The organism is Frankia sp. QA3 (genome assembly GCF_000262465.1).
GTDB lineage: Bacteria > Actinomycetota > Actinomycetes > Frankiales > Frankiaceae > Frankia.
This window is the reverse complement of record NZ_CM001489.1, coordinates 6,526,839-6,544,818: the sequence shown is the minus strand read 5'-3', so window position 1 is coordinate 6,544,818 and position 17,980 is coordinate 6,526,839. Positions and strand designations below refer to the sequence as shown.

10 protein-coding genes, 1 tRNA gene and 1 pseudogene are annotated in these 17,980 nt (G+C 73.5%); 6 read left to right on the top strand and 6 right to left on the bottom strand.

Annotated elements, in window-relative coordinates:
- Positions 1 to 34: 34 nt before the first annotated feature.
- The gene (locus tag FRAQA3DRAFT_RS26825; RefSeq protein ID WP_009742192.1) at positions 35 to 421 is read right to left on the bottom strand and encodes a response regulator transcription factor; all 387 of its coding nucleotides are present in this window, start codon (positions 419 to 421) and stop codon (positions 35 to 37) included.
- Positions 422 to 495: 74 nt separating this feature from the next.
- On the opposite strand from FRAQA3DRAFT_RS26825, the gene FRAQA3DRAFT_RS26820 reads away from it, so the two are divergent.
- Positions 496 to 567: transfer RNA gene (locus FRAQA3DRAFT_RS26820), tRNA-Arg, on the top strand.
- A gap of 419 nt (positions 568 to 986) precedes the next feature.
- On the opposite strand, the gene FRAQA3DRAFT_RS26815 is transcribed toward FRAQA3DRAFT_RS26820, so the two are convergent.
- The gene (locus FRAQA3DRAFT_RS26815) at positions 987 to 1,415 is read right to left on the bottom strand and encodes a hypothetical protein (protein ID WP_035921575.1); all 429 of its coding nucleotides are present in this window, start codon (positions 1,413 to 1,415) and stop codon (positions 987 to 989) included.
- A gap of 1,173 nt (positions 1,416 to 2,588) precedes the next feature.
- Here FRAQA3DRAFT_RS26815 and FRAQA3DRAFT_RS26805 point away from each other — a divergent pair.
- Entirely contained in the window at positions 2,589 to 3,464 is an 876-nt protein-coding gene (locus tag FRAQA3DRAFT_RS26805) for a TIGR03620 family F420-dependent LLM class oxidoreductase (protein WP_009742189.1), read from the top strand.
- 376 nt (positions 3,465 to 3,840) lie between these two features.
- Here FRAQA3DRAFT_RS26805 and FRAQA3DRAFT_RS31865 read toward each other — a convergent pair whose 3' ends face one another.
- Together FRAQA3DRAFT_RS31865 and FRAQA3DRAFT_RS26795 are read right to left on the bottom strand one after the other, a co-directional pair.
- Positions 3,841 to 5,706, bottom strand: coding sequence for a helix-turn-helix transcriptional regulator (locus tag FRAQA3DRAFT_RS31865; protein ID WP_009742188.1), 1,866 nt, complete (start codon positions 5,704 to 5,706; stop codon positions 3,841 to 3,843).
- 387 nt (positions 5,707 to 6,093) lie between these two features.
- Positions 6,094 to 6,978 (bottom strand): LLM class F420-dependent oxidoreductase, encoded by an 885-nt coding sequence (locus tag FRAQA3DRAFT_RS26795; protein ID WP_009742187.1) that lies wholly within the window; start codon positions 6,976 to 6,978, stop codon positions 6,094 to 6,096.
- 567 nt (positions 6,979 to 7,545) lie between these two features.
- Here FRAQA3DRAFT_RS26795 and FRAQA3DRAFT_RS26790 point away from each other — a divergent pair.
- Positions 7,546 to 10,026 carry a bifunctional diguanylate cyclase/phosphodiesterase gene (locus FRAQA3DRAFT_RS26790; RefSeq protein ID WP_035921571.1) on the top strand — a complete coding sequence of 827 codons (2,481 nt, stop codon included), beginning with the start codon at positions 7,546 to 7,548 and terminating at the stop codon, positions 10,024 to 10,026.
- Positions 10,017 to 10,853 (top strand): leucyl/phenylalanyl-tRNA--protein transferase, encoded by an 837-nt coding sequence (aat, locus tag FRAQA3DRAFT_RS26785; RefSeq protein ID WP_009742185.1) that lies wholly within the window; start codon positions 10,017 to 10,019, stop codon positions 10,851 to 10,853. The genes FRAQA3DRAFT_RS26790 and aat overlap by 10 nt, the downstream gene beginning before the upstream one ends.
- 28 nt (positions 10,854 to 10,881) lie before the next feature.
- On the opposite strand, the gene FRAQA3DRAFT_RS26780 is transcribed toward aat, so the two are convergent.
- The gene (locus FRAQA3DRAFT_RS26780) at positions 10,882 to 12,195 is read right to left on the bottom strand and encodes a pyridoxal phosphate-dependent aminotransferase family protein (RefSeq protein ID WP_009742184.1); all 1,314 of its coding nucleotides are present in this window, start codon (positions 12,193 to 12,195) and stop codon (positions 10,882 to 10,884) included.
- 757 nt (positions 12,196 to 12,952) lie between these two features.
- Between FRAQA3DRAFT_RS26780 and FRAQA3DRAFT_RS26775 the strand changes: the two genes are divergently transcribed.
- Positions 12,953 to 13,690 carry a class I SAM-dependent methyltransferase gene (locus FRAQA3DRAFT_RS26775; protein ID WP_009742183.1) on the top strand — a complete coding sequence of 246 codons (738 nt, stop codon included), beginning with the start codon at positions 12,953 to 12,955 and terminating at the stop codon, positions 13,688 to 13,690.
- A 16-nt stretch (positions 13,691 to 13,706) separates the two neighbouring features.
- Here FRAQA3DRAFT_RS26775 and FRAQA3DRAFT_RS26770 read toward each other — a convergent pair whose 3' ends face one another.
- On the bottom strand, positions 13,707 to 17,255 hold the full coding sequence (locus FRAQA3DRAFT_RS26770; protein ID WP_009742182.1) for a UvrD-helicase domain-containing protein: 3,549 nt from the start codon (positions 17,253 to 17,255) through the stop codon (positions 13,707 to 13,709).
- A 469-nt stretch (positions 17,256 to 17,724) separates the two neighbouring features.
- Between FRAQA3DRAFT_RS26770 and FRAQA3DRAFT_RS36360 the strand changes: the two are divergent.
- Positions 17,725 to 17,980, top strand: a pseudogene (locus FRAQA3DRAFT_RS36360) (hypothetical protein); the annotation flags it as partial.

Sequence of the window (17,980 nt, the reverse complement as noted above, 5' to 3'; positions counted from 1 at the left end):
TCAGACGGCTCAGCGGCCGCGCAGGCTTCGGCGGCTAGACCGGCTGGCCGGCGGCGAGCTTCTGGACGACGGTGATCAGCTCGTCGGGGTCGAACGGCTTCGTCAGGTAGTAGTCCACCCCGATGCGCGCCCCGCGCTTGACGTCGGCCTCCTGCGCCCGCGCGGTGAGCATGATCAGCTTGATGTCGGCGGTCGACGGGTCCTCACGCAGGTGGGCGGCCACGTCCCAGCCGTTCATCCGCGGCATCATGATGTCGAGGGTGATCACCTGTGGAGCCACGGCAGACACCATCTCCAGCGCGTCGACACCGTCGACGGCGGTATGGACCTCGAAGCCTTCCAACTCAAGGTTGACGACCACGAGCTGACGAATCACCGCGTCGTCGTCGACGACGAGGACCCGGGGGGCGGCGGGGTACACACCGGAAGCTTACGGCCGACCCGGGTGCGCGATCCGGCGTTCCCGCCTGGTAACGTATGCCGCGTTGACCCAGAGCCCCCGTAGCTCAGGGGATAGAGCACCGCCCTCCGGAGGCGGGTGCGCAGGTTCGAATCCTGCCGGGGGCACGCGGGATCTTCCATGCTTGCTGCCCCTTTGGGGCGACTTCGGCGGAACCGTCGCCATGTCTGCCGGGGGGGCCGAGCCCCCCGAACCCCCCACGGTGTCTGGGGCTTCGCTCTGTGGCCAGGGCGGTCGGGGGGGTGCGACAAGTGTGGTGGGGGAGCCGATGCAGGCTTCTCCGAACGGGCCATTCCGGTGGTGATGCCAGTCGGGCATCCGGTGAGCCGATGATCGATCCATCCCGGGCGCAGTCGAACGCATCCGCTTCCCTCGCCGAAGCCCTCGGGGGCTCTCTGCATCGGCCAGTTCTCTGCGGTCGACCTTGCTGCGCGCGACGTACAGGCCGCCGGGAACCCGCCGGAGGTCCTTGGAACCTCCAGAGGTCGTAGAGCACCACCGCACTCGCCAGGCTGAGCACAATCGCCTAGAACGACACGACGAGCCAGTACGGCGTCGAGTAGTCGGCACGCCTGTCGCTCCGCGGAAAACCCCATACGGCCATTGCGAACGCCAGGGTGCCGAGAACGGGAACGACCCCCGCGACCGCCCTGGGCTGTCTCCATGGCGATGGTCTGCCGACCACCTTGCGGAAGCCATCACGAGCGCCGATTATCGTGCCGTCGACGGACACCGTGTCGGGCCTGCCCTCGGCCAGGACCTCGATCACCGCGCCGTCGTGCCGGTCAAGAAAGTCGAAGTGGAACCCCAGCTCGGCGGCCTCGGCCGGACGCGGGGACACCGCGAAGCCGAGGTCTGGTCGACTCGTGCGAGCGACCTCCGCGGAGAGTATTCTCCGAACCCCGGGGAGCGAAATCACCGGAAAAGACTTCAGGTCGGTGTCGCGGACAGCCACACGCCCTCCGTTCCACACGGTTACGCGGACGACGGATGCGCTCTCAATCTTGGTTCCTCCGTAGTCGAGCCGCAGCGCACCAAAAGGTTTTCCCGTGTCCAGCACAGACTTCCCGATGACCCAGTCGGACCGGACCGAGTAGAATGGGCGTATATTCCGCTTCCCGCGGTCCACGGTACCGACACGACCTAATTTCCGACAGGCTGGCCGGACATGATGGGCGCAGAGGAATAAGTCGCCGCTCCAGATCGACGAGGGCGTCGGTGCCGCGGTCCGGGGAGAAGGCCGCACTTCGACGGCGCCGGTGACGACCAGGTCGGCCGGGATCTCGACGTGGACACCGCCGTGTCGCCGCGAGCGGTGAACGCCGCGGCCGGAGTCCAGGCACCGAGCAGCTACCAACTCTTTGGCGATGGTCAGGGTCGCGAGCCCGGCCCGTCGGCAGGCCGGGCCCGCCGGTCGACGGGCCCGCCGGTCGACGAGCGAGCCGGTCGCCGCCGGGAGATCCGCCCAGCGCAGGATCGTGAAGGCGTGGCCGCGGCGGGCGACCTCGAAGGCGCGGCCGGCGGGGCCGTGGGCTGTGATGATGAGGGCGCGTTCGTCGGCGGCCCAGGACAGCAGGCGGCGGCGCGAGCGGGCGGCGCCGACGGGGTCGTGGCAGAAGCAGCTCGCCGTCCTCGGTCAGTGGGTCGCGGACCAACCCGGCCCGCGGTAAGCCGGTTCGAGCCGCGGCGACCCTCACGTTTCCACAGATGGGCGTGTCGCATTACGGTCGGATGCGCGATGCGCGATGCGCGCGAGCGCGTTTGCCGGGGCGATGCGCACCGCCACCTTGGTGTGCTCCCGGCCTACCCGTTCCACGGGGGACCGGCCGTGAACCCGGACATCTCCGCGCGCCACCGTCGCGCAGGCGAAGGTGTCCGCGTTCCCTTCGACGAAGGAGGGGTTCGGGCTGGCCGCCGGCTGCAGCTGGGCCGCCGCCGCCCACGCCCACCTGGCCCTGTACCGGCGCCTCGCCGCGGCGAGCGCCCGCTGACGGCCGGCCGAGGAAGGTGCCGACCCGGACGACACCGGCGCGCCGGGAGGCGCGGAGACACCCCCGAGCGGTCACGGAGAGTAGACCGGATGCCACGGCCCGCGCGTGACGGGCTGACGGCACCGGGAGGCGCAGCGATGACGGTGCGGACCGGCCGGTTCGGCGTCTGGACGGTCCAGCCGCAGTGGCCGGCCGAGGCGAGCGAGCGGGCGGCGATCGCGGTCGGGCTGGAGGAACTGGGGTTCGGGGCGATCTGGTTCGGCAATGCCGGCGGCGACCTCGACCTGCCGGCGCAGGTCCTCGCCGCGACCTCGCGGATCACGGCGGCGACCGGCATCGTCAACGTCTGGACCGAGCCGGCCGAGCTCGTCGCGCGCCGGCGCGCCGAGATCGTCCGCGATCATCCGGACCGACTGCTGCTCGGCATCGGCGCCGGACATCGGGAGTCCGTCGAGCCGCGGACGGGACGCCGCTACGAACGGCCCTACCAGGCCGTCGTCGACTACCTGGACCGTCTCGACGCGGCCGTCCCGCCGGTACCGCCCGCCGAACGGGCGCTCGCCGCCCTCGGACCGCGCCTACTCGGCCTCGCGCGCGACCGCGCCGCCGGGGCCGTGCCGTACCTGGTCACCCCGGCGCACACCCGGTGGGCCCGGGAGATCCTCGGCGACGGCCCGCTGCTGGCCCCCGGCCAGATGGTCCTGCTGGAACCCGACCCGACGGCGGCACGCCGCGCCGCCCGCGCCGCCCTCGCCGTATACCTCAAGCGGGTGAACTACACCCGCAACCTGCTACGGATCGGCTTCACCGCGGACGACCTCGCCGCCGGCGGCAGCGACCGGCTCGTCGACGGGCTGGTGGCCTGGGGCGATCCGGCGACCGTGGTCGACCGCCTGACAGAGCATCATCAGGCCGGCGCCGACCACGTCGGCATCCATCTGATCACCCCCGGCGGGACGCCGCCCCTGGCGCAGTGGCGCAGGCTGGCCGCAGCCCTGTCGCCGCCCGTCTAGCCTCCATGCCGTTCGGTTGGCGGACGCAACGGCCTGTCAAGGGATGGCGGGGCTGGCTGTGTCCGGACCGGGTTCTCCACAACCCCGCTGACCGGCCCCCACCCAACGGCATTGGCCCTGGACGAGAACCAGCCTGGGCCAGTACCGATTTAGGGAACACCATGACCGCCGGGGTCGAGGCCAGGCCGGACCCGGACACGCGGCGCGGTTCCACGGAACATCATGATCGCCGGGGTCGGGGCCGGATGCGTGGCCCGGTCCCGCGCTCGCCACGCTGATGCCCGACCGGCGGCTACGCGTCAGCCCTCGCGTCGTCAACTGCGCGATCCCCCCAACATCGCACCCGCGAACACGGCGTAACCGAACGCCCTTGCGATCAGACCGTCACCGGGCCGGCCGGAACCGGGCTGCCCGCCGCTCTCGCCACGGCCGGAGTCCCCTGACCGGTGGATGCCGCCGAGCCGGTCGCGCCGGAACGGGCCGCGGCGGGCGGCCCGGGCCGCGGCGCCGCCCCCGGTTCCGGACGCGGCCGACCGCCGCCGGGGACCGTCTCTCGCAGCGTCCGGTAGACCTCGGTGAACTCGCGGACCGCCTGCACGGAGCGGTACCCACCGAGCCGGCGGGCCAGCATGCGCAGCCGTTCGGCCGTGCGCGCGGAGTTCACCCGGGCGTCGAGCCGCGCGGCGCGGATGGCCCGCTCGCAGGCCCGCTCGACGTCGCCCTGCTGCAGGTGGACCTCGGCGAACCACGTCTCGTACAGCGAGATCTCGCGGGCGCGCAGCGGATCGTAGCCGGCCAGGCCGTGCCGCAGCCGAGCCTCGGCCCGGTCGGGACGGCGCAGCTCGGTCCAGCACCGACCGGCCATCACGTCGATCTCGCGGGTGTCCAGCCAGTAGACCCATTCGGGATCGGCGGCCGGATCGCTGCGGTCGTAGAGCCGCTCGACGACGGCGAGCGTCTGCTCGCAGGCCCGCAGTTCCCCGGCCCGGGCGTGCGCCCAGGCCAGTCTGTCGGCGAGCAACGCCCGGGTGGTCGCCGACGCCGAGCGCCCGACCCCGGCGCAGGCGGTCTGCGCGAGCAGCACCCCCTGCCGGACGTCGGCGTGGTTGACCATCTGGTAGGCCTGGGTGGAGATCAGGTTGGCGGCCAGCACGGTGTCGCCGCCGGCGTGTGCGGCCCTGATCCCGCCGGTGAGGAACCGCACCGCCGCCCCGTGCCGACCGGCGTCCGCGGCGATCCACCCGGCGAGCTGGCAGAGCTGGGCCACCGACGACAGCAGCCGGCGGCCGACCTGGGCGTCGTAGACGGCCTCGCGCAGCATCGTGACCGTGCCGATGAGCTCCCGTTCGACCAGGCCGACGAGGTCGCGCCCGCCGACGTAGTCGTCCAGCCGGCGGAACTGCCCGACCCGACCCTCCACTTTCTCCGCCAGGGCCGCGCCGACATGCCGCCCGGCGGCGAGCTCCGCGACCTGCGGCGGCTCCAGCAGCAGCCACTCATGGGCGAACCGGACGCCGTCCCAGTCGTCCGTCTCCGCCGGCCGGGTCGCCGGCACGGAAGCGGGCGCGGGGACCGGCCGCGCCCGCGCCGCCCCGGCGCCCCGGGCCCCCGGCACCCCGATCGACGTGCCGGGCATCGCGACCCGACCTCCCGGCGCCGCCGGCGACACGGACGCGGCGGAGGTCGACCCCGCCGACGCCGGTCGCGCGGACGCCGCGCCCCGCACCGCGGCGGCCAGGTAGGCGGCAAGCAGCTCGCTGCTGCGCCGGGTCCAGGCGCCCGAACCGGGTGGCGGACCCCCGCCCGTGGGCGGCTCCCCGCCCGTGGCCGCGAGGCCCGACCATGCCACGTCCACGTCGAGGTCCACGCCGAGGTCCACGCCCACGCCGAGGTCCACGTCGAGGTCCACGCCCACGCCGAGGTCCACGTCCGCCGGCGCCGGCCCGGACCCGCCGGCGTCCCGACCGTCGACGGACTCCCCCGGCAGCGGTGGCCGGAACCCCAGCTCGGGCTCCTTGACTCCGAACAACTGACAGTAGGCACGCCGATAGGCGACCCCGGGAAAAACCTTGCCGAGCTCATGACGACGAATCATTTCCGCGGTCGCCGCCGGCGGGGTGAAACCGCTTTTTCCCGGCAGCCCGCGCAGCCGCTCGGCGAGACCGTCCTGCGTCAGGCCGTGCGCCTCACGAAAACGCCGGAGAATGTTCGGCGTCCAGCCCGGATGCCTATCGACCGACACGTCGACTCCGTTCCCTCGCCACCGCTCTCACGCCGAGATCAGGATAGTCAGTGGGATGAGACGAACGGGCAGAATTACCGGAACCGGAACCGACGCATCCTCGATGTCCCTTTTCTGTCCGGTCGTCAGTCTGTCCGGTCACCGGCCTGCCCGGACGATCACCTCCCGGGTGACCTGGTCAGGCAGCGCGGGGCGCGATGGACTCGAGGTCACGCGGCTCCGCTCGGGTAGACGGGAGGTCCCCGGCCGTGGTGCCGCACTCCGGGTGCCGGTCGGCCACGAATGGCCCCCTCGAAGACCGGCACCCAGGCCGGTTCCGGGTGGGCAGGGCCAAGACCGGCCCACCCGGAACCGGCCGTTCCACGCCGGCCCCACCCGCGGGCCGCCTCAGGGCGCGGTGCCGAGCTCCGCCGCCAGCGGGATCACCCGCTCGCCGAGGATGTGCAACGGTTCGAGCCGCCACACGTCCCGCACGCCGCCGAGCACCGCCTGGACGCCGAGTTCGGCCAGCCGACCCAGGTCGTCGAGAATCCTTTCGACCCGATCCCCGTCAGGTCCGACGTCAAAGGAATAGGTCGTGGTCTTGAGGATGTCGTCGTAGTCCCGCCCCACCGCCTCGCAGTGCGCCCGTAGGACGTCGAGCTTGCGCGGTAGCTCCGGCCCGGGAAAAAGATTGCATGCCTGGGCGTAGCGGGCCACCAGCCGCAGCGTCTTTCGTTCTCCGCCGCCGCCGATCAGAATGGGCGGATGCGGCCGGGTAAGCACCTGCGGCGAGTTGAGCGGCCGGGCCAGCTGGTAATGCCGGCCGGAATAGGGGCTCTCGTCGTCGCTCCACATCCGCAGGCAGACCTCGAGGGTCTCCGCCAGGCGTTCGAACCGTTCGGCGAGCGGCGGGAACGGCAGGCCGAGGCCCGCCGCCTCCGCCTCGTACCAGGCCGCCCCGATGCCGAGCCAGGCCCGACCGCCCGAGAGGACGTCGAGCGTACTAATGATCTTGGCGAGGGCGCCCGGGGCACGGTAGACGGTCCCGGTGACCAGCGTGAGCAGCTTCACCCGCCGGGTGTGGGCGGCGAGAAAGCCCAGGGTGGTGTAAGCCTCCAGCATCTCGTTCTCGGCCGGGCCGACCATCGGGATCTGGAAGAAGTGGTCCATGACCGACAGGTGATCGAAGCCGGCCGCGTCGGCGGTCCGGGCGACGTCCGCCAACTCCTCCCCGAGCCGCTCCGGGCCCTGCGGCGAGGTGAAGTCGGGCAGCGACAGACCGATCTGCATGGGTGCTCCTTCCCCGCCCCCGCCGGCGCGGAGACGGACTGTCGTTTCTCCCTCAAGGCGACCGGAACCCGCGACGGACAAGCTCCCACGGGTGACGGCAGCCACCACATCCGTACGCGGAGAGTCGCATTTGAAACGGCATCCCCGCCGCGCACGCCCACCAGACCCAACATCACCACAGGCATCCCGCGACGGACTTCCACCCGTAATGCCGGGAAACCTGGATGGACGACAATCCAGGCATGTTCCGTCCGGTAGCCGCCAGGGCGGCCGCTGGAGGCCCGGGTGGCGGGGCCTCCGGGGTATCCGTACCCTTTTGCGTGAAGGTCGTGGCATCGCCTCGTCCGCCGCGCCGACGGTCACGTCCGGTGACCAGCACGCGAGCTCCGGGGCGGAGCCCGGGCCGGCGGGGTCGGCCACGCGGTCCGGTCCGCGCCCGGCGGGCGGCCCGGCGGACGGCGCGCCGGAGCGGGCGGTCTGCCGGCTCGCGCACGCCGACCGCGCCGGGCCGCAACCGGGGGCCCGGCTCGCGGGCCCGCGCGAAGCATCCGGCGGGGGGATGACCGGTTGACCACATCGCCACCTCCCCCGCGCCGTTTTCGCCTGGTGCGGCTCGCCCAGCTGCTGCTCATCCTCGCCACGCTCGCCCTGTCCGTCGCCTCGTTCGTGGACATGCCGCGCTTCGGCGACGAGGCCCGGTCGCTGAGCTACGGCGTCGCCATCGGCTCCGGCCTGATCTGCGTGTCCCGGGCCGTCCTCGTCCGCGGTGAGCGCGCGCCGTGGGCGCTGCTCGGCGTCGGGTTGATCAGCTACGGCTGCGGGACCATCTACCACAACGTCACCGTGGACAGCCAGGGCGGGGACATCCAGCCGTCGCTGGCGGATCTCGCCTGGCTGCTGTTCTACCCGGCCTGCTACGTCGCCGTGATCCTGCTGCTGCGCCGGCGGCTGGTCCGGCTGCACCGCAGCATCTGGCTGGACGCGTTCGTCGGGCTGCTCGGCGTGGCCGCGCTGACCAGCGGCATCGGGGTGGCGATGGCACGGGCCAACCCCGAGTACAGCGCGTGGACGATGACCGTCAACGTCATCTACCCGCTGGCGGACCTGCTGCTGATCCTGCTCGTCGTCACCGTGTTCGGGCTGCTCGGCTGGCGTCCGGGCCGGGTGTGGTGGCTGCTGGGCGCCGGGCTGATGAGCTTCGCCCTGGCCGACTCGCTGCTGCTCGTGATCGTCACCGCCGGTGGCAAGCCGTCGAACGGCGTGCTGTCCAGCCTGTGGCTGCTCTCGGTGCTCATGCCGGCGCTGGCGTCCTGGCTGCGCCCGCGCTGGCAGCCGCCGGCGAAGATGTCCGGCTGGGGCGTCATCGCCGTGCCGCTGGTGCTCGCGACGGTCGCGCTGGGCCTGCTGGTGCTCGGCGCCGCGATCGACCTGCCGGCGGTCACCGTGGCGCTCGCGGCGGCGACGGTGCTGTCCGCTCTGACCCGCGCGGCCTTCACCTTCATCGAGGTCCAGCAGCTCGCGGAGAGCAGGGTGCTGGCCCGCACCGACGACCTGACCGGCCTGGCCAACCGTCGTGGCTTCATCGAGCGGCTGACGCGGGCCGAGCAGCACACCACCGGACCGGACACCTTCGCCCTGCTGCTGCTCGACCTCGACCGGTTCAAGGAGATCAACGACTCGCTCGGCCACCAGGTCGGGGACGCGCTGCTGACCCAGGTCGGCACCCGCATCTCCGACGCCCTGCGCCCGGGAGACCTGCACGCCCGCCTCGGCGGCGACGAGTTCGCGGTGCTGCTCGAACACGCCGACGCCGACGCCGCCCGCCGGGTGGCCGACCGGGTGCTGACCGTGCTCGCCGATCCCTTCGACGTCGGGGGCGTGACACTGCACGTCGGCGCGAGCATCGGTGCGGCGGTCTACCCGGACCATGCCCAGGACGCCCACACCCTGCTGCAGCGCGCCGATGTGGCGATGTACGCGGCGAAGTCGAGCCGCACCGGCGTGGAGTCCTACCGCCCGGGCGCCGACGTGAACAGCCTCGTCCGGCTGGACATGATCGAGTCGCTGCGGGCCGCCCTCGGCACCGGCCAACTGGAGGTGCATTACCAGGTCAAGGTCGATCTCAGCTCCGGGCGGGCGGACGCCGTCGAGGCCCTCGTCCGCTGGCGGCACCCGACCCGGGGCCTGCTCGGCCCGGAGGAGTTCGTCCCGCTGGCCGAGCAGGCCGGGTTCATGCGGATGCTGACGATCGAGGTGCTGCACACCGCGCTCGACCAGTGCCGGCGCTGGCACGCCGCCGGCCTCGACGTCGCCGTCGCGGTCAACCTGTCCGCTTCCGACCTGCTCGATCGGGGCTTCCCCGAGCAGGTCAGCGGGATGCTCGCCGGCTTCGGCCTGAGCCCGGCCGCGCTGGAGCTGGAGATCACCGAGACGACGCTCATGCTCGACCGGGTGCGGTCGGCCACCGTGCTCGGGGAGCTGCGGGCGCTCGGCATCGGCATCGCCGTCGACGACTACGGCACCGGCTACTCGTCGCTGGCGCGGCTGCTCGAACTGCCGGTGAACGTGCTCAAGCTCGACAAGTCGTTCATCCAGCGGGTGGAGGACGACCGCCGGGCCGAGGCGATCGTGCGGTCCACCGTGAGCCTGGCGCACGCCCTCGACCTGCGGATCGTCGTCGAGGGGGTGGAGACCGCGGCGGCGATGCGGATGCTGCGCGACGTCGGCTGCGACCTGGCCCAGGGCTACTTCCTCGGCGAACCCGGCCCGTCCGAGCTGGTTACCGAACAACTCCGGCAACAGGTCGCGCCGGCTGGCACGATCGACCTGGAGACCGCGACGCGGGAGGCGGCCACGCGGGAGGCGACCACGCGGGAGGCGACAGGGCCCGCGACGCCCCGCGAGGTGAGCGGCCGGGAGGCGATCCGCGACCCGGTGGCCGACCGCGGGGCACGCCGCGCCGGCGGCCTCGTCCCAACGAGGGAGGGTGCCGTGCTGAACACTCCGGTGGCCCCCGGCTCGACGCCGGCGGGCAGCCCATGGCGGTGACCGCGCCGCCCCGCGCGGTGGGCCCCACCGTGTGGGACGGCTTCTCGCTGCTACGCAGCCCCGGGCAGGCACCGGTCGCGGTCGGCGGCACGCTGGACCCGGCGACGCTGGTCGGCGCCTACCGGGCGGGGGCGTTTCCGTGGCCCACCGGGGACGAACCGGGGGGCGAGGACACCGGGGAACCGGCAGCGGGCGGGGTGGGCGGCCTGCGTGGCCTGCTGCGGGCCGCCGTCGCCGCGCGCCGGGTGCGCCACCTGTCCCCCGACCGTCCCGGCGGCTACGACCTGCCCTGGTGGAGCCCCGACCCGCGGGCGGTGATCCCCACCGGCGGGGTGCGGGTGAACCGGTCGCTGCGCAAGCGGCTGCGCAACTGCGGGTGGACGACGACCGTCGACGAGTCCTTCGTCGAGGTGGTCCGGGGCTGCCAGCGCGACGGCACGTCCGGCTGGATCACCGACGAGCTGATCGACGGCTACGCGCGGCTGCACGCCCTGGGGTGGGCGCACAGCCTGGAGGTCTGGGACGGCGACGAGCTCGTCGGCGGCGTCTACGGGGTCGGGGTCGGCGGCGTGTTCGCCGGCGAGTCGATGTTCCACGTCCGCACCGACGCCTCGAAGGTCGCCCTCGCCGACTTCGACGCGCGCTTCGCCGCCGCCGGGGGCGTGCTGATGGACGTCCAGATGGCGACGGACCACCTCGTCGACCTCGGCGCGCTGGAGATTCCCCGGGCCGACTACCTCGCGGTGCTGGCCCGGGTGCGCGACGCCGACGTCCGGCTCGACCGCGACCGGCGGCCCGTCGCCCGCCTCGCGCCGCCCGCGGGCTGACCGGCCGTCGGGGGCGCATGCCGGCGGCTCAGCCGGGATCGAGCGCGCTGGTCGCCGCCACCAGCGGGAAGCGGGCGCCGGCCTCGGCGAGGACGGCGAGCAGGTGATCGATCTCGTCGTCGGTGTTCGCGGCGGTGATCTGCACGCGCACTCCGACCTGGTCGCGGGGGACGACGGGGAAGGGCACCACGGAGGCGAAGACCCCCCGCTCGTACAGGAAGCGGCCCAGCGGGTCGGCGTGGTCCGGATCCGTCAGCGGGATCTCGACGATCGGGAACCCGCTGGTGTTGAGCGTGGCCAGGCCCAGCCCGCGCAGCCCGTCGAGGAACCGGCTGGTCAGCCGGTGCAGCCGGGCCCGCAGCGCCTCGCCGCGCTGCTCGTTGACCCGCAGCCCGACCAGGCCCGTCGCCAGCGACGCGACCGGCGACGGACCGGAGAAGATATACGGCCCGGCGGCGGACTTCAGGTACTCCTTCACCTCCGTCGGGCAGGCGACGAACGCGAGCAGCGACGAGTACGCCTTGGAGAACCCGCCGACGAGCACCAGATTGTCGTAGCTGGCGCCGAGATGGCGCACGATGCCGTTGCCCCGGCTGCCGTACGGGCTCGACTCGTCGGGGCCACGCTCCCCGACGACGCCGAAGCCGTGCGCGTCGTCGACGTAGAGCAGCGCGTCGTGGGCGCGCGCGAGCGGGAGGAGCTCGGCGAGCGGCGGCCCGTTGCCCGTCATGCTGTGTACCCCGTCGACGCAGATCACCCTGGGATGGGGGGCCGTGCGCAGCCGCCGTTCCAGCCGGTCGAGCCGGTCCTCGCGGAACCGTGCGACGGTCCCGCCGTGGCTGGCGACCATCGCGGCCCCGTCGTGGGCGGTCTGGTGGGCGTGGAGCTCGACGAACAGCGCGCCCCGGCCGACCAGCGCCGGCAGCACCGAGAGCTGGATATGGGTGATGGTCGGCAGCAACAGCGCGTCCTCGGCGCCGAGCAGCTCCGCCAGCGTGCGCTCGATGTCGTCATACGGGCGTGGGCTGGCAATCAACCGTGACCAGCTCGGATGCGTTCCCCACAGGTCCAGGTACGCCGGAACCGCATCGATGATCTCCCGGTCGAGGTCGAGGCCCAGATAGTTACAGGAGGCGAAATCGGTGAGCCAGTGGTCACCGATCCGTATCCGGCGGCCGTCGATCTCGTCGACCGTCGCGTCGTAAAAGGGCGCCTGCCGGCGCATGCGGTCGAGTTCCGCACGCATACCCAGCGGCCGGTCGAGTACGTGCCGCCAGGCCGGGGAGAATGCGCCCGGCGCAGGTGGCACGGGTCGGCCCAGGGTTTCAAAGGTCTGCGACATCCCGGCCCCTACCTGGCCGATCGAGGGCTCGACGCGATCATGCGACCCGCCACGATGATCGCGAATAGCACAGAATGCCGCGGGGATCCGAGTTTCTGGAAATTCATCGGATCCGGCTGGATAGTCGGGCGCGCCACTACCATCACCCATCCTTGGGTTCACCGGGAACGCACGTCGCCGGGGTCAGGGAACGAGGAGATACCAACGGAACCAAGGGAACGTTGAACAGGTAAACGATAAACCTCGGGACCCGCCGATTCCACACATCGCGCATGAGCTGGGCAAACACGTAGCGAGTTGCTCCGTCTACTTCGCTCGAGGCCCGCGCGGCGATAGGCCGGGGACCGCGCAACCCGCCTCGCCCGACCGGCCCGACCGCCCGACCGGCCCCGGGCTCGGCCTCCCCGACGGCCTCACCCACTGCCTGGCCCAACCGGGCCGGCCGCGCGGGGTCCCCTCCGCTCCCGCCAGGCCCGGCAGACCCGCCGGGCAGGGCACCGACGACCCCCGCCCGGGGCCGGCGGGCCCCGACGGCGGGAGTGTTATCGTCCCCGCCATGTCTGACACGGCGGCATCCGCGGCGACCTCCGCCGAGCCCACGACGGCGACAGCGGGGCCCTCCTCGCCGGGCGCGGCGCGGCCCGCGACCCCCCCGGCGGCACCGGCCCCCCAGGCGGCACCGGCCCCCCAGGCGACGCCGGCCCCCCGGGCACCCACGACCAGCCCCGCAGGCACCCCGGACGGCGAGGCACCCCTCGTGCGCACGCTGCCGTACTCCGGCTGGGGCCTCGGCCGGTCGAAGACCCTCTTCCTCGCGCACCGCAAGGAGCCCGTCGACCCGGCGGGGTTCTACTCGCTGATCGCCGCGGACTCCGTCCGCCAGCTCATGCGGTACACCTCGCTGACGGGCCAGCTCGTGCTGGACGTCGGCGGCGGTCCGGGCTACTTCCGCTCGGCGTTCCTCGACGCCGGCGCCCGCTACGTCTGGGTCGAGCCGGACGTCTCGGAGATGGAGGCCGGGGGCATCGAGGTCCCCGGCCGCGTCCGGGGCAGTGCGTTGGACCTGCCGTTCCTGTCCGGCAGCGTCGACCTGTGCTACACGTCCAACGTGCTGGAGCACGTCCCCGACCCGTGGCGGATGTGCTCGGAGCTGGTCCGGGTCACCCGCCCCGGTGGGCTGATCTTCCTCAGCTACACCAACTGGCTGTCGCCCTGGGGCGGCCACGAGACCGCGCCGTGGCACTACCTCGGCGGTGACCGGGCGGCGGCCCGCTTCGAGCGCCGCAAGGGTCAGGCGCCGAAGAACATCTACGGCCGGACGCTGTTCCCGGTGTCGGTCGCCGACACCCTGTCCTGGGCGCGGCACCGTGCCGACGTCGAGATCCTCGACGCGATGCCGCGCTACCTGCCGGACTGGGCGAAGGTGATCCTGAAGGTGCCCGGCGCCCGCGAGATCGTCACCTGGAACCTCGCGATGGTGCTGCGCAAGCGCTGAGGTCTTTCGCGGGCGCTCAGACGAGCCTGAGCTGCTGGCCCGCCGACGGCCGGCGGGCCCGCCGCCGCGCGCTCGCGGCCTCACCCGTCGACAGCAGCGCCGGGCCGATGTCGGCGAGGAACGGCGAGGGCCGGGTCTCGGCGTCCGCGCCGGCGCGGCGGCGCGCCGCGGAGGTCAGGATCAGCCGGTGGCGCGCCCGGGTGACACCCACGAAGAACAGCCGCCGCTCCTCGGCCTCGGCGAGCAGCGCCGCCGCGGCCGGGTCGGCCTCCCCGCCCGGCGTCGCCTCGTCGGCGGCCGCGGATGCGCGGCCGGCGGGCCCGAAGCGCATTGGCAGCAGCCCGTCCTCGCAGCCGACGATGAAGACCAGACCGAACTCCAGGCCCTTGCTCGCGTGCAGGGTGAGCAGGCTGACGCGGTCCGCCCGCGGGTCGAGCCCGTCGACCTCGCTGGCCATCGTGACCGACGTGAGGAAGCCGTCCAGGTCGGTCCCGGCGGCGGCCGCGGCGGGTGAGAGCAGCTCCACGGCGAGCCGCAGCTCGGCCTCGGTCGGGACCCGCCCGCCGGGGAAGCCCGCGAACCCCGCCGGCAGCGGCGCGCCCAGCTCGGTGCCGAGCGCGGCCGCCAGGCCGACCGCCTGCGCCGCCGCGTCGCGCAGCAGCCCGGACACCGCTCGCCCGCCCACCGCACCCGCCGCACCCGCCGCACCAACCACGCCTGCCGCCGAGACCGGCGCGGGCCCGCCCGTGCGGGCGCCGGACGCCGCGCGCAACAACGCCAGCAGGGCGGCGACGGCCGGGGTGTCGGCCAGCGGCAGGTGGGAGCGGCGCTGGAAGGGAAATCCCCGCTTCGCCAACGCCTCCATGATCGGTTCCGCCTGGCGGGCCGTCCGGTAGAGCACCGCGATGTCCGCGAACGACAGGCCCGCCTCCACCGACCCGTCGACCCCGGCGTCGAGCGCATGGAAGGAGGTCCCGCCGAGCGCCGCGTCGATGGTGTCGACGACCGCGATGGCCTCCTCGGCCTCGCTGTGGTAGCGCCGCAGCAGCACCGGGCCGTCCCCCTCGGCACCTCGCACCGCGGTCAGCACCCGGCCCGGCACCAGGCTGGCCGGAGCGATCACGTCGAGGGCCGCCCGCACGATCGTGCGGGTCGACCGGTAACCGCGGGTGAGCGCGACCGTGCGCGCCCCCGGGTAGTCCTGCTCGAACCGCAGGAAGAAGCCGACGTCGGCGCCGCGGAAGCTGTAGATCGCCTGGTCCGGGTCACCGATCACGCACAGGTTCGCCGCCGGCGGGCACAGCAGCCCCAGCAGCCGGTACTGGAGCTCGTCGGTGTCCTGGTACTCGTCGACCCAGACGTGGCGCCAGCGGTCCCGGTAGTGCTCGACCAGCTCCGGCGCGGAGCGCAGCAGGGTCAGCGGCAGCACGATCAGGTCATCGAGGTCGACCATGTCCCGTTCCCGCAGCTCCGCGTCGTAGCGGGCGAGGACGCCGACCAGGTCGTGGTCGCGCTGAGCCTGACCGAGCGCGCGCAGCCGCTTGAGCTCGGCGATGCCGGCCGACACCCGACGCCGGGCGCGGGAGTCGCCCTCGCCGTGCAGCGCGGCGTCGAGCAGCTCCGCCCGCACGGCGTCGTCGGCGACCTGGACCTGCGCGCCACGCGCCAGCCGCTCGTGCTGCTCGCGGACGATCGTCAGCCCCAGGCCGTGGAACGTCGTCGCGAGCACCCGGCGGGCCCGTTCGCCCAGCATGGCGTCGAGCCGTTCGACGAGCTCCCCCGCCGCCCGCCGGGTGAACGTCACCGCCAGGCACTGCTCGGCGGGCACGTCGCGCTCGGCCACCCGGTGGGCGATCGCGTGCACCAGCGTGCGGGTCTTGCCGGTTCCGGGGCCAGCGAGGACGAGCAACGGGCCGGCCGGATGCGCCGCCGCCCGCCGCTGGTCCGGGTCCAGTCCATCGAGCACGGACGGCTCCGCACCCGCGACCGGACCCGCCGACTCGGCCGCACCCGCCGGTTCCGCGGAATCCACCGGCTCGACCGGAGCCGCCCCCGCGACGACGGCCCGGTCAGCAGGCGATTTCTCCCCCACCGCGGCGAGCGCCTCGTCGAGCGTCGGGCCGTCGTCGGCGACGTCCGCGCCGGTCGCCGCGGCCGACTCGGCGGCGAGCGCGCTGTGGTGGGCCCGATGGCCGCGTCCCGCCTGCCGCGAGATCCGGCCGCCGCGCCCGTCCGCGTCCGGCCGGGCCGGGGCGGCGGGGGCGGCGGGGGCGGCGGGGGCGAGGTCGAACAGGGTGCCGCCGTCCCCGGCGAGCTCACGCGGCTCGAACAGCCGGATGACGCCGTACTCGCCGTCGAAGCCGGCCTGGCGGATCACCTCGCCGCGGCGCAGCCGGGAGATCGCCTCGACCAGTTCGGCCGAGCCCACCTCGGCGATCGCCGACACCGGGACGTCACCGAGGATGCCGAGCTCCGGGCCGAGCCGGGACACCAGCGAGGTGACCTGGCTCGCGACGGCCTTGCTCTTCGGCCCCACCCCAAGGATCTCCCCGACGACCTCCGGCAGCGGCACCAGCGAGGTGACCTCCGCGGCCGTCGCGGGACGCACGCCGGCCCCCCGGTCGGCCAGCGCCTCGACCCGGTTGAGCACCCCCACGGTGAGCAGGCCACCGCAGGTCGGGCAGCGGCCGCCGACCTGGCGGGTCTGCTCCGGGGTCAGGCACACCCCGCACTTGCGGTGCCCGTCGAGGTGGTACTTGCCCTCCTCGGGGAAGAACTCGACCGTCCCGGCGAACCCGTCCCCGCCGCGCAACGCCGCCTCGATGGCGAAGTAGTCCAGCTCGCAGGTGAACGCCGTCGCCTCGCGGCCGAGCATGGGCGGCGAGTGGGCGTCGGAGTTACTCACCAGGCGGTAGCGGTCGAGGCCGGAGATCCGCCAGAACATCTCGGGGTCGGCGGACAGCCCCGTCTCCAGGGCGAAGATCTCGTCGGCGAGGTCGGCGTAGCAGTCCTCGACGGCGTCGAAACCGGACTTTGACCCCAGGACGGCGAACCACGGGGTCCACACGTGCGCCGGCACGAGGTAACAGCCCGGTCCGCCGGCCAGGGTGATCTCCAGCAGGTCGCGGGAGTCCAGGCCGAGGATGGGCCGCCCGTCCGCGGCCAGGTTGCCGATGCGGGCGAGCGCCGCGGTGATGGTCCCGGCGGCCTGCCGGGTCGGCGCGTAGAGCAGGTGATGGACCTTGCGGGTCCGCTCGCCCCGCTTGTAGATCGTGGAGATCTCGCTGGAGATCATGAAGCGGGTCACCGTCCGGCAGGATGCCGGCAGCGTGCGCAGCACCTCCCGTTCCAGGTCGGGTCGCAGCCGGAACAGGCCGGGCTCGGCCGGAACAAGCTTCTCGGCGAGCTCCTGGGACCACGCGGGGTGGGTGAAGTCTCCGGTGCCGACGACGGCGATGCCCTTGCGCGCCGCCCACCAGGCCAGATGCTCCAGGTCGCAGTCCCGGCTGCAGGCCCGTGAGTACCGGGAGTGAATGTGCAAATCAGCATAGAACCGTGACCTCACGGATGTGTATGTTGTCGCATCCGCCCGCGGCGGCCGGCGGCGGCACGCCGAGGGGGTTGCCTCGAGCGCCGACCGGCCAACGACAGGCATACACCGAGGCCACGGTCTATCCACGGCGGTCGGCCGCCGACGGATCGCGGCGCGGCTCGCGCGGACGTGCCACCCGGCCCGCCGCCCGCCGGGGACAGCCGTCATTATTCGTAGGTCGAGATTCGCACGTTGCGGCATTCCGGTCGGATCGCGGCGGCCCGGAGCTTCCCGGCAGGACCCTCGATCCACGGCACCCCGGAGAGCTCGGTACAGCCCGGAGCTCCGTGGCGGACCCGTAGTCGAGACAGCCCGGAGCTTCATTGCGAAGGCCCGATCGCGGCGACGCGGAGGGTAGGGAACGGGAGGGACGGCGGATGGCACCCGACGGGCGGCGCGCCCTGTCCGCCGCCGGCGCGCGGCGCGCGGCGCGGATGACCCGGTGACGGCACCCCACGCCGACGCCGAGCAGCGCGCGGCGCTGGCCGACCGCTGCCACCGGCTGGTGCGCTTCCTGCACGAGGTCGCGGTGGGGCGCTCCAAGCGCGTGCGCACCGTCGACGAGCACCCGCTCACCGTCTGGCTCGCCGACGTCCCGGCCGGCGTCGCCCTGTCGGAGCACGCCGGCGCCGGCGAGGTCCTGCTGACCGCCCCCGCCGCCGCCACGCTGCCCCCACCCCCGCCGCTCCCGCCGATCC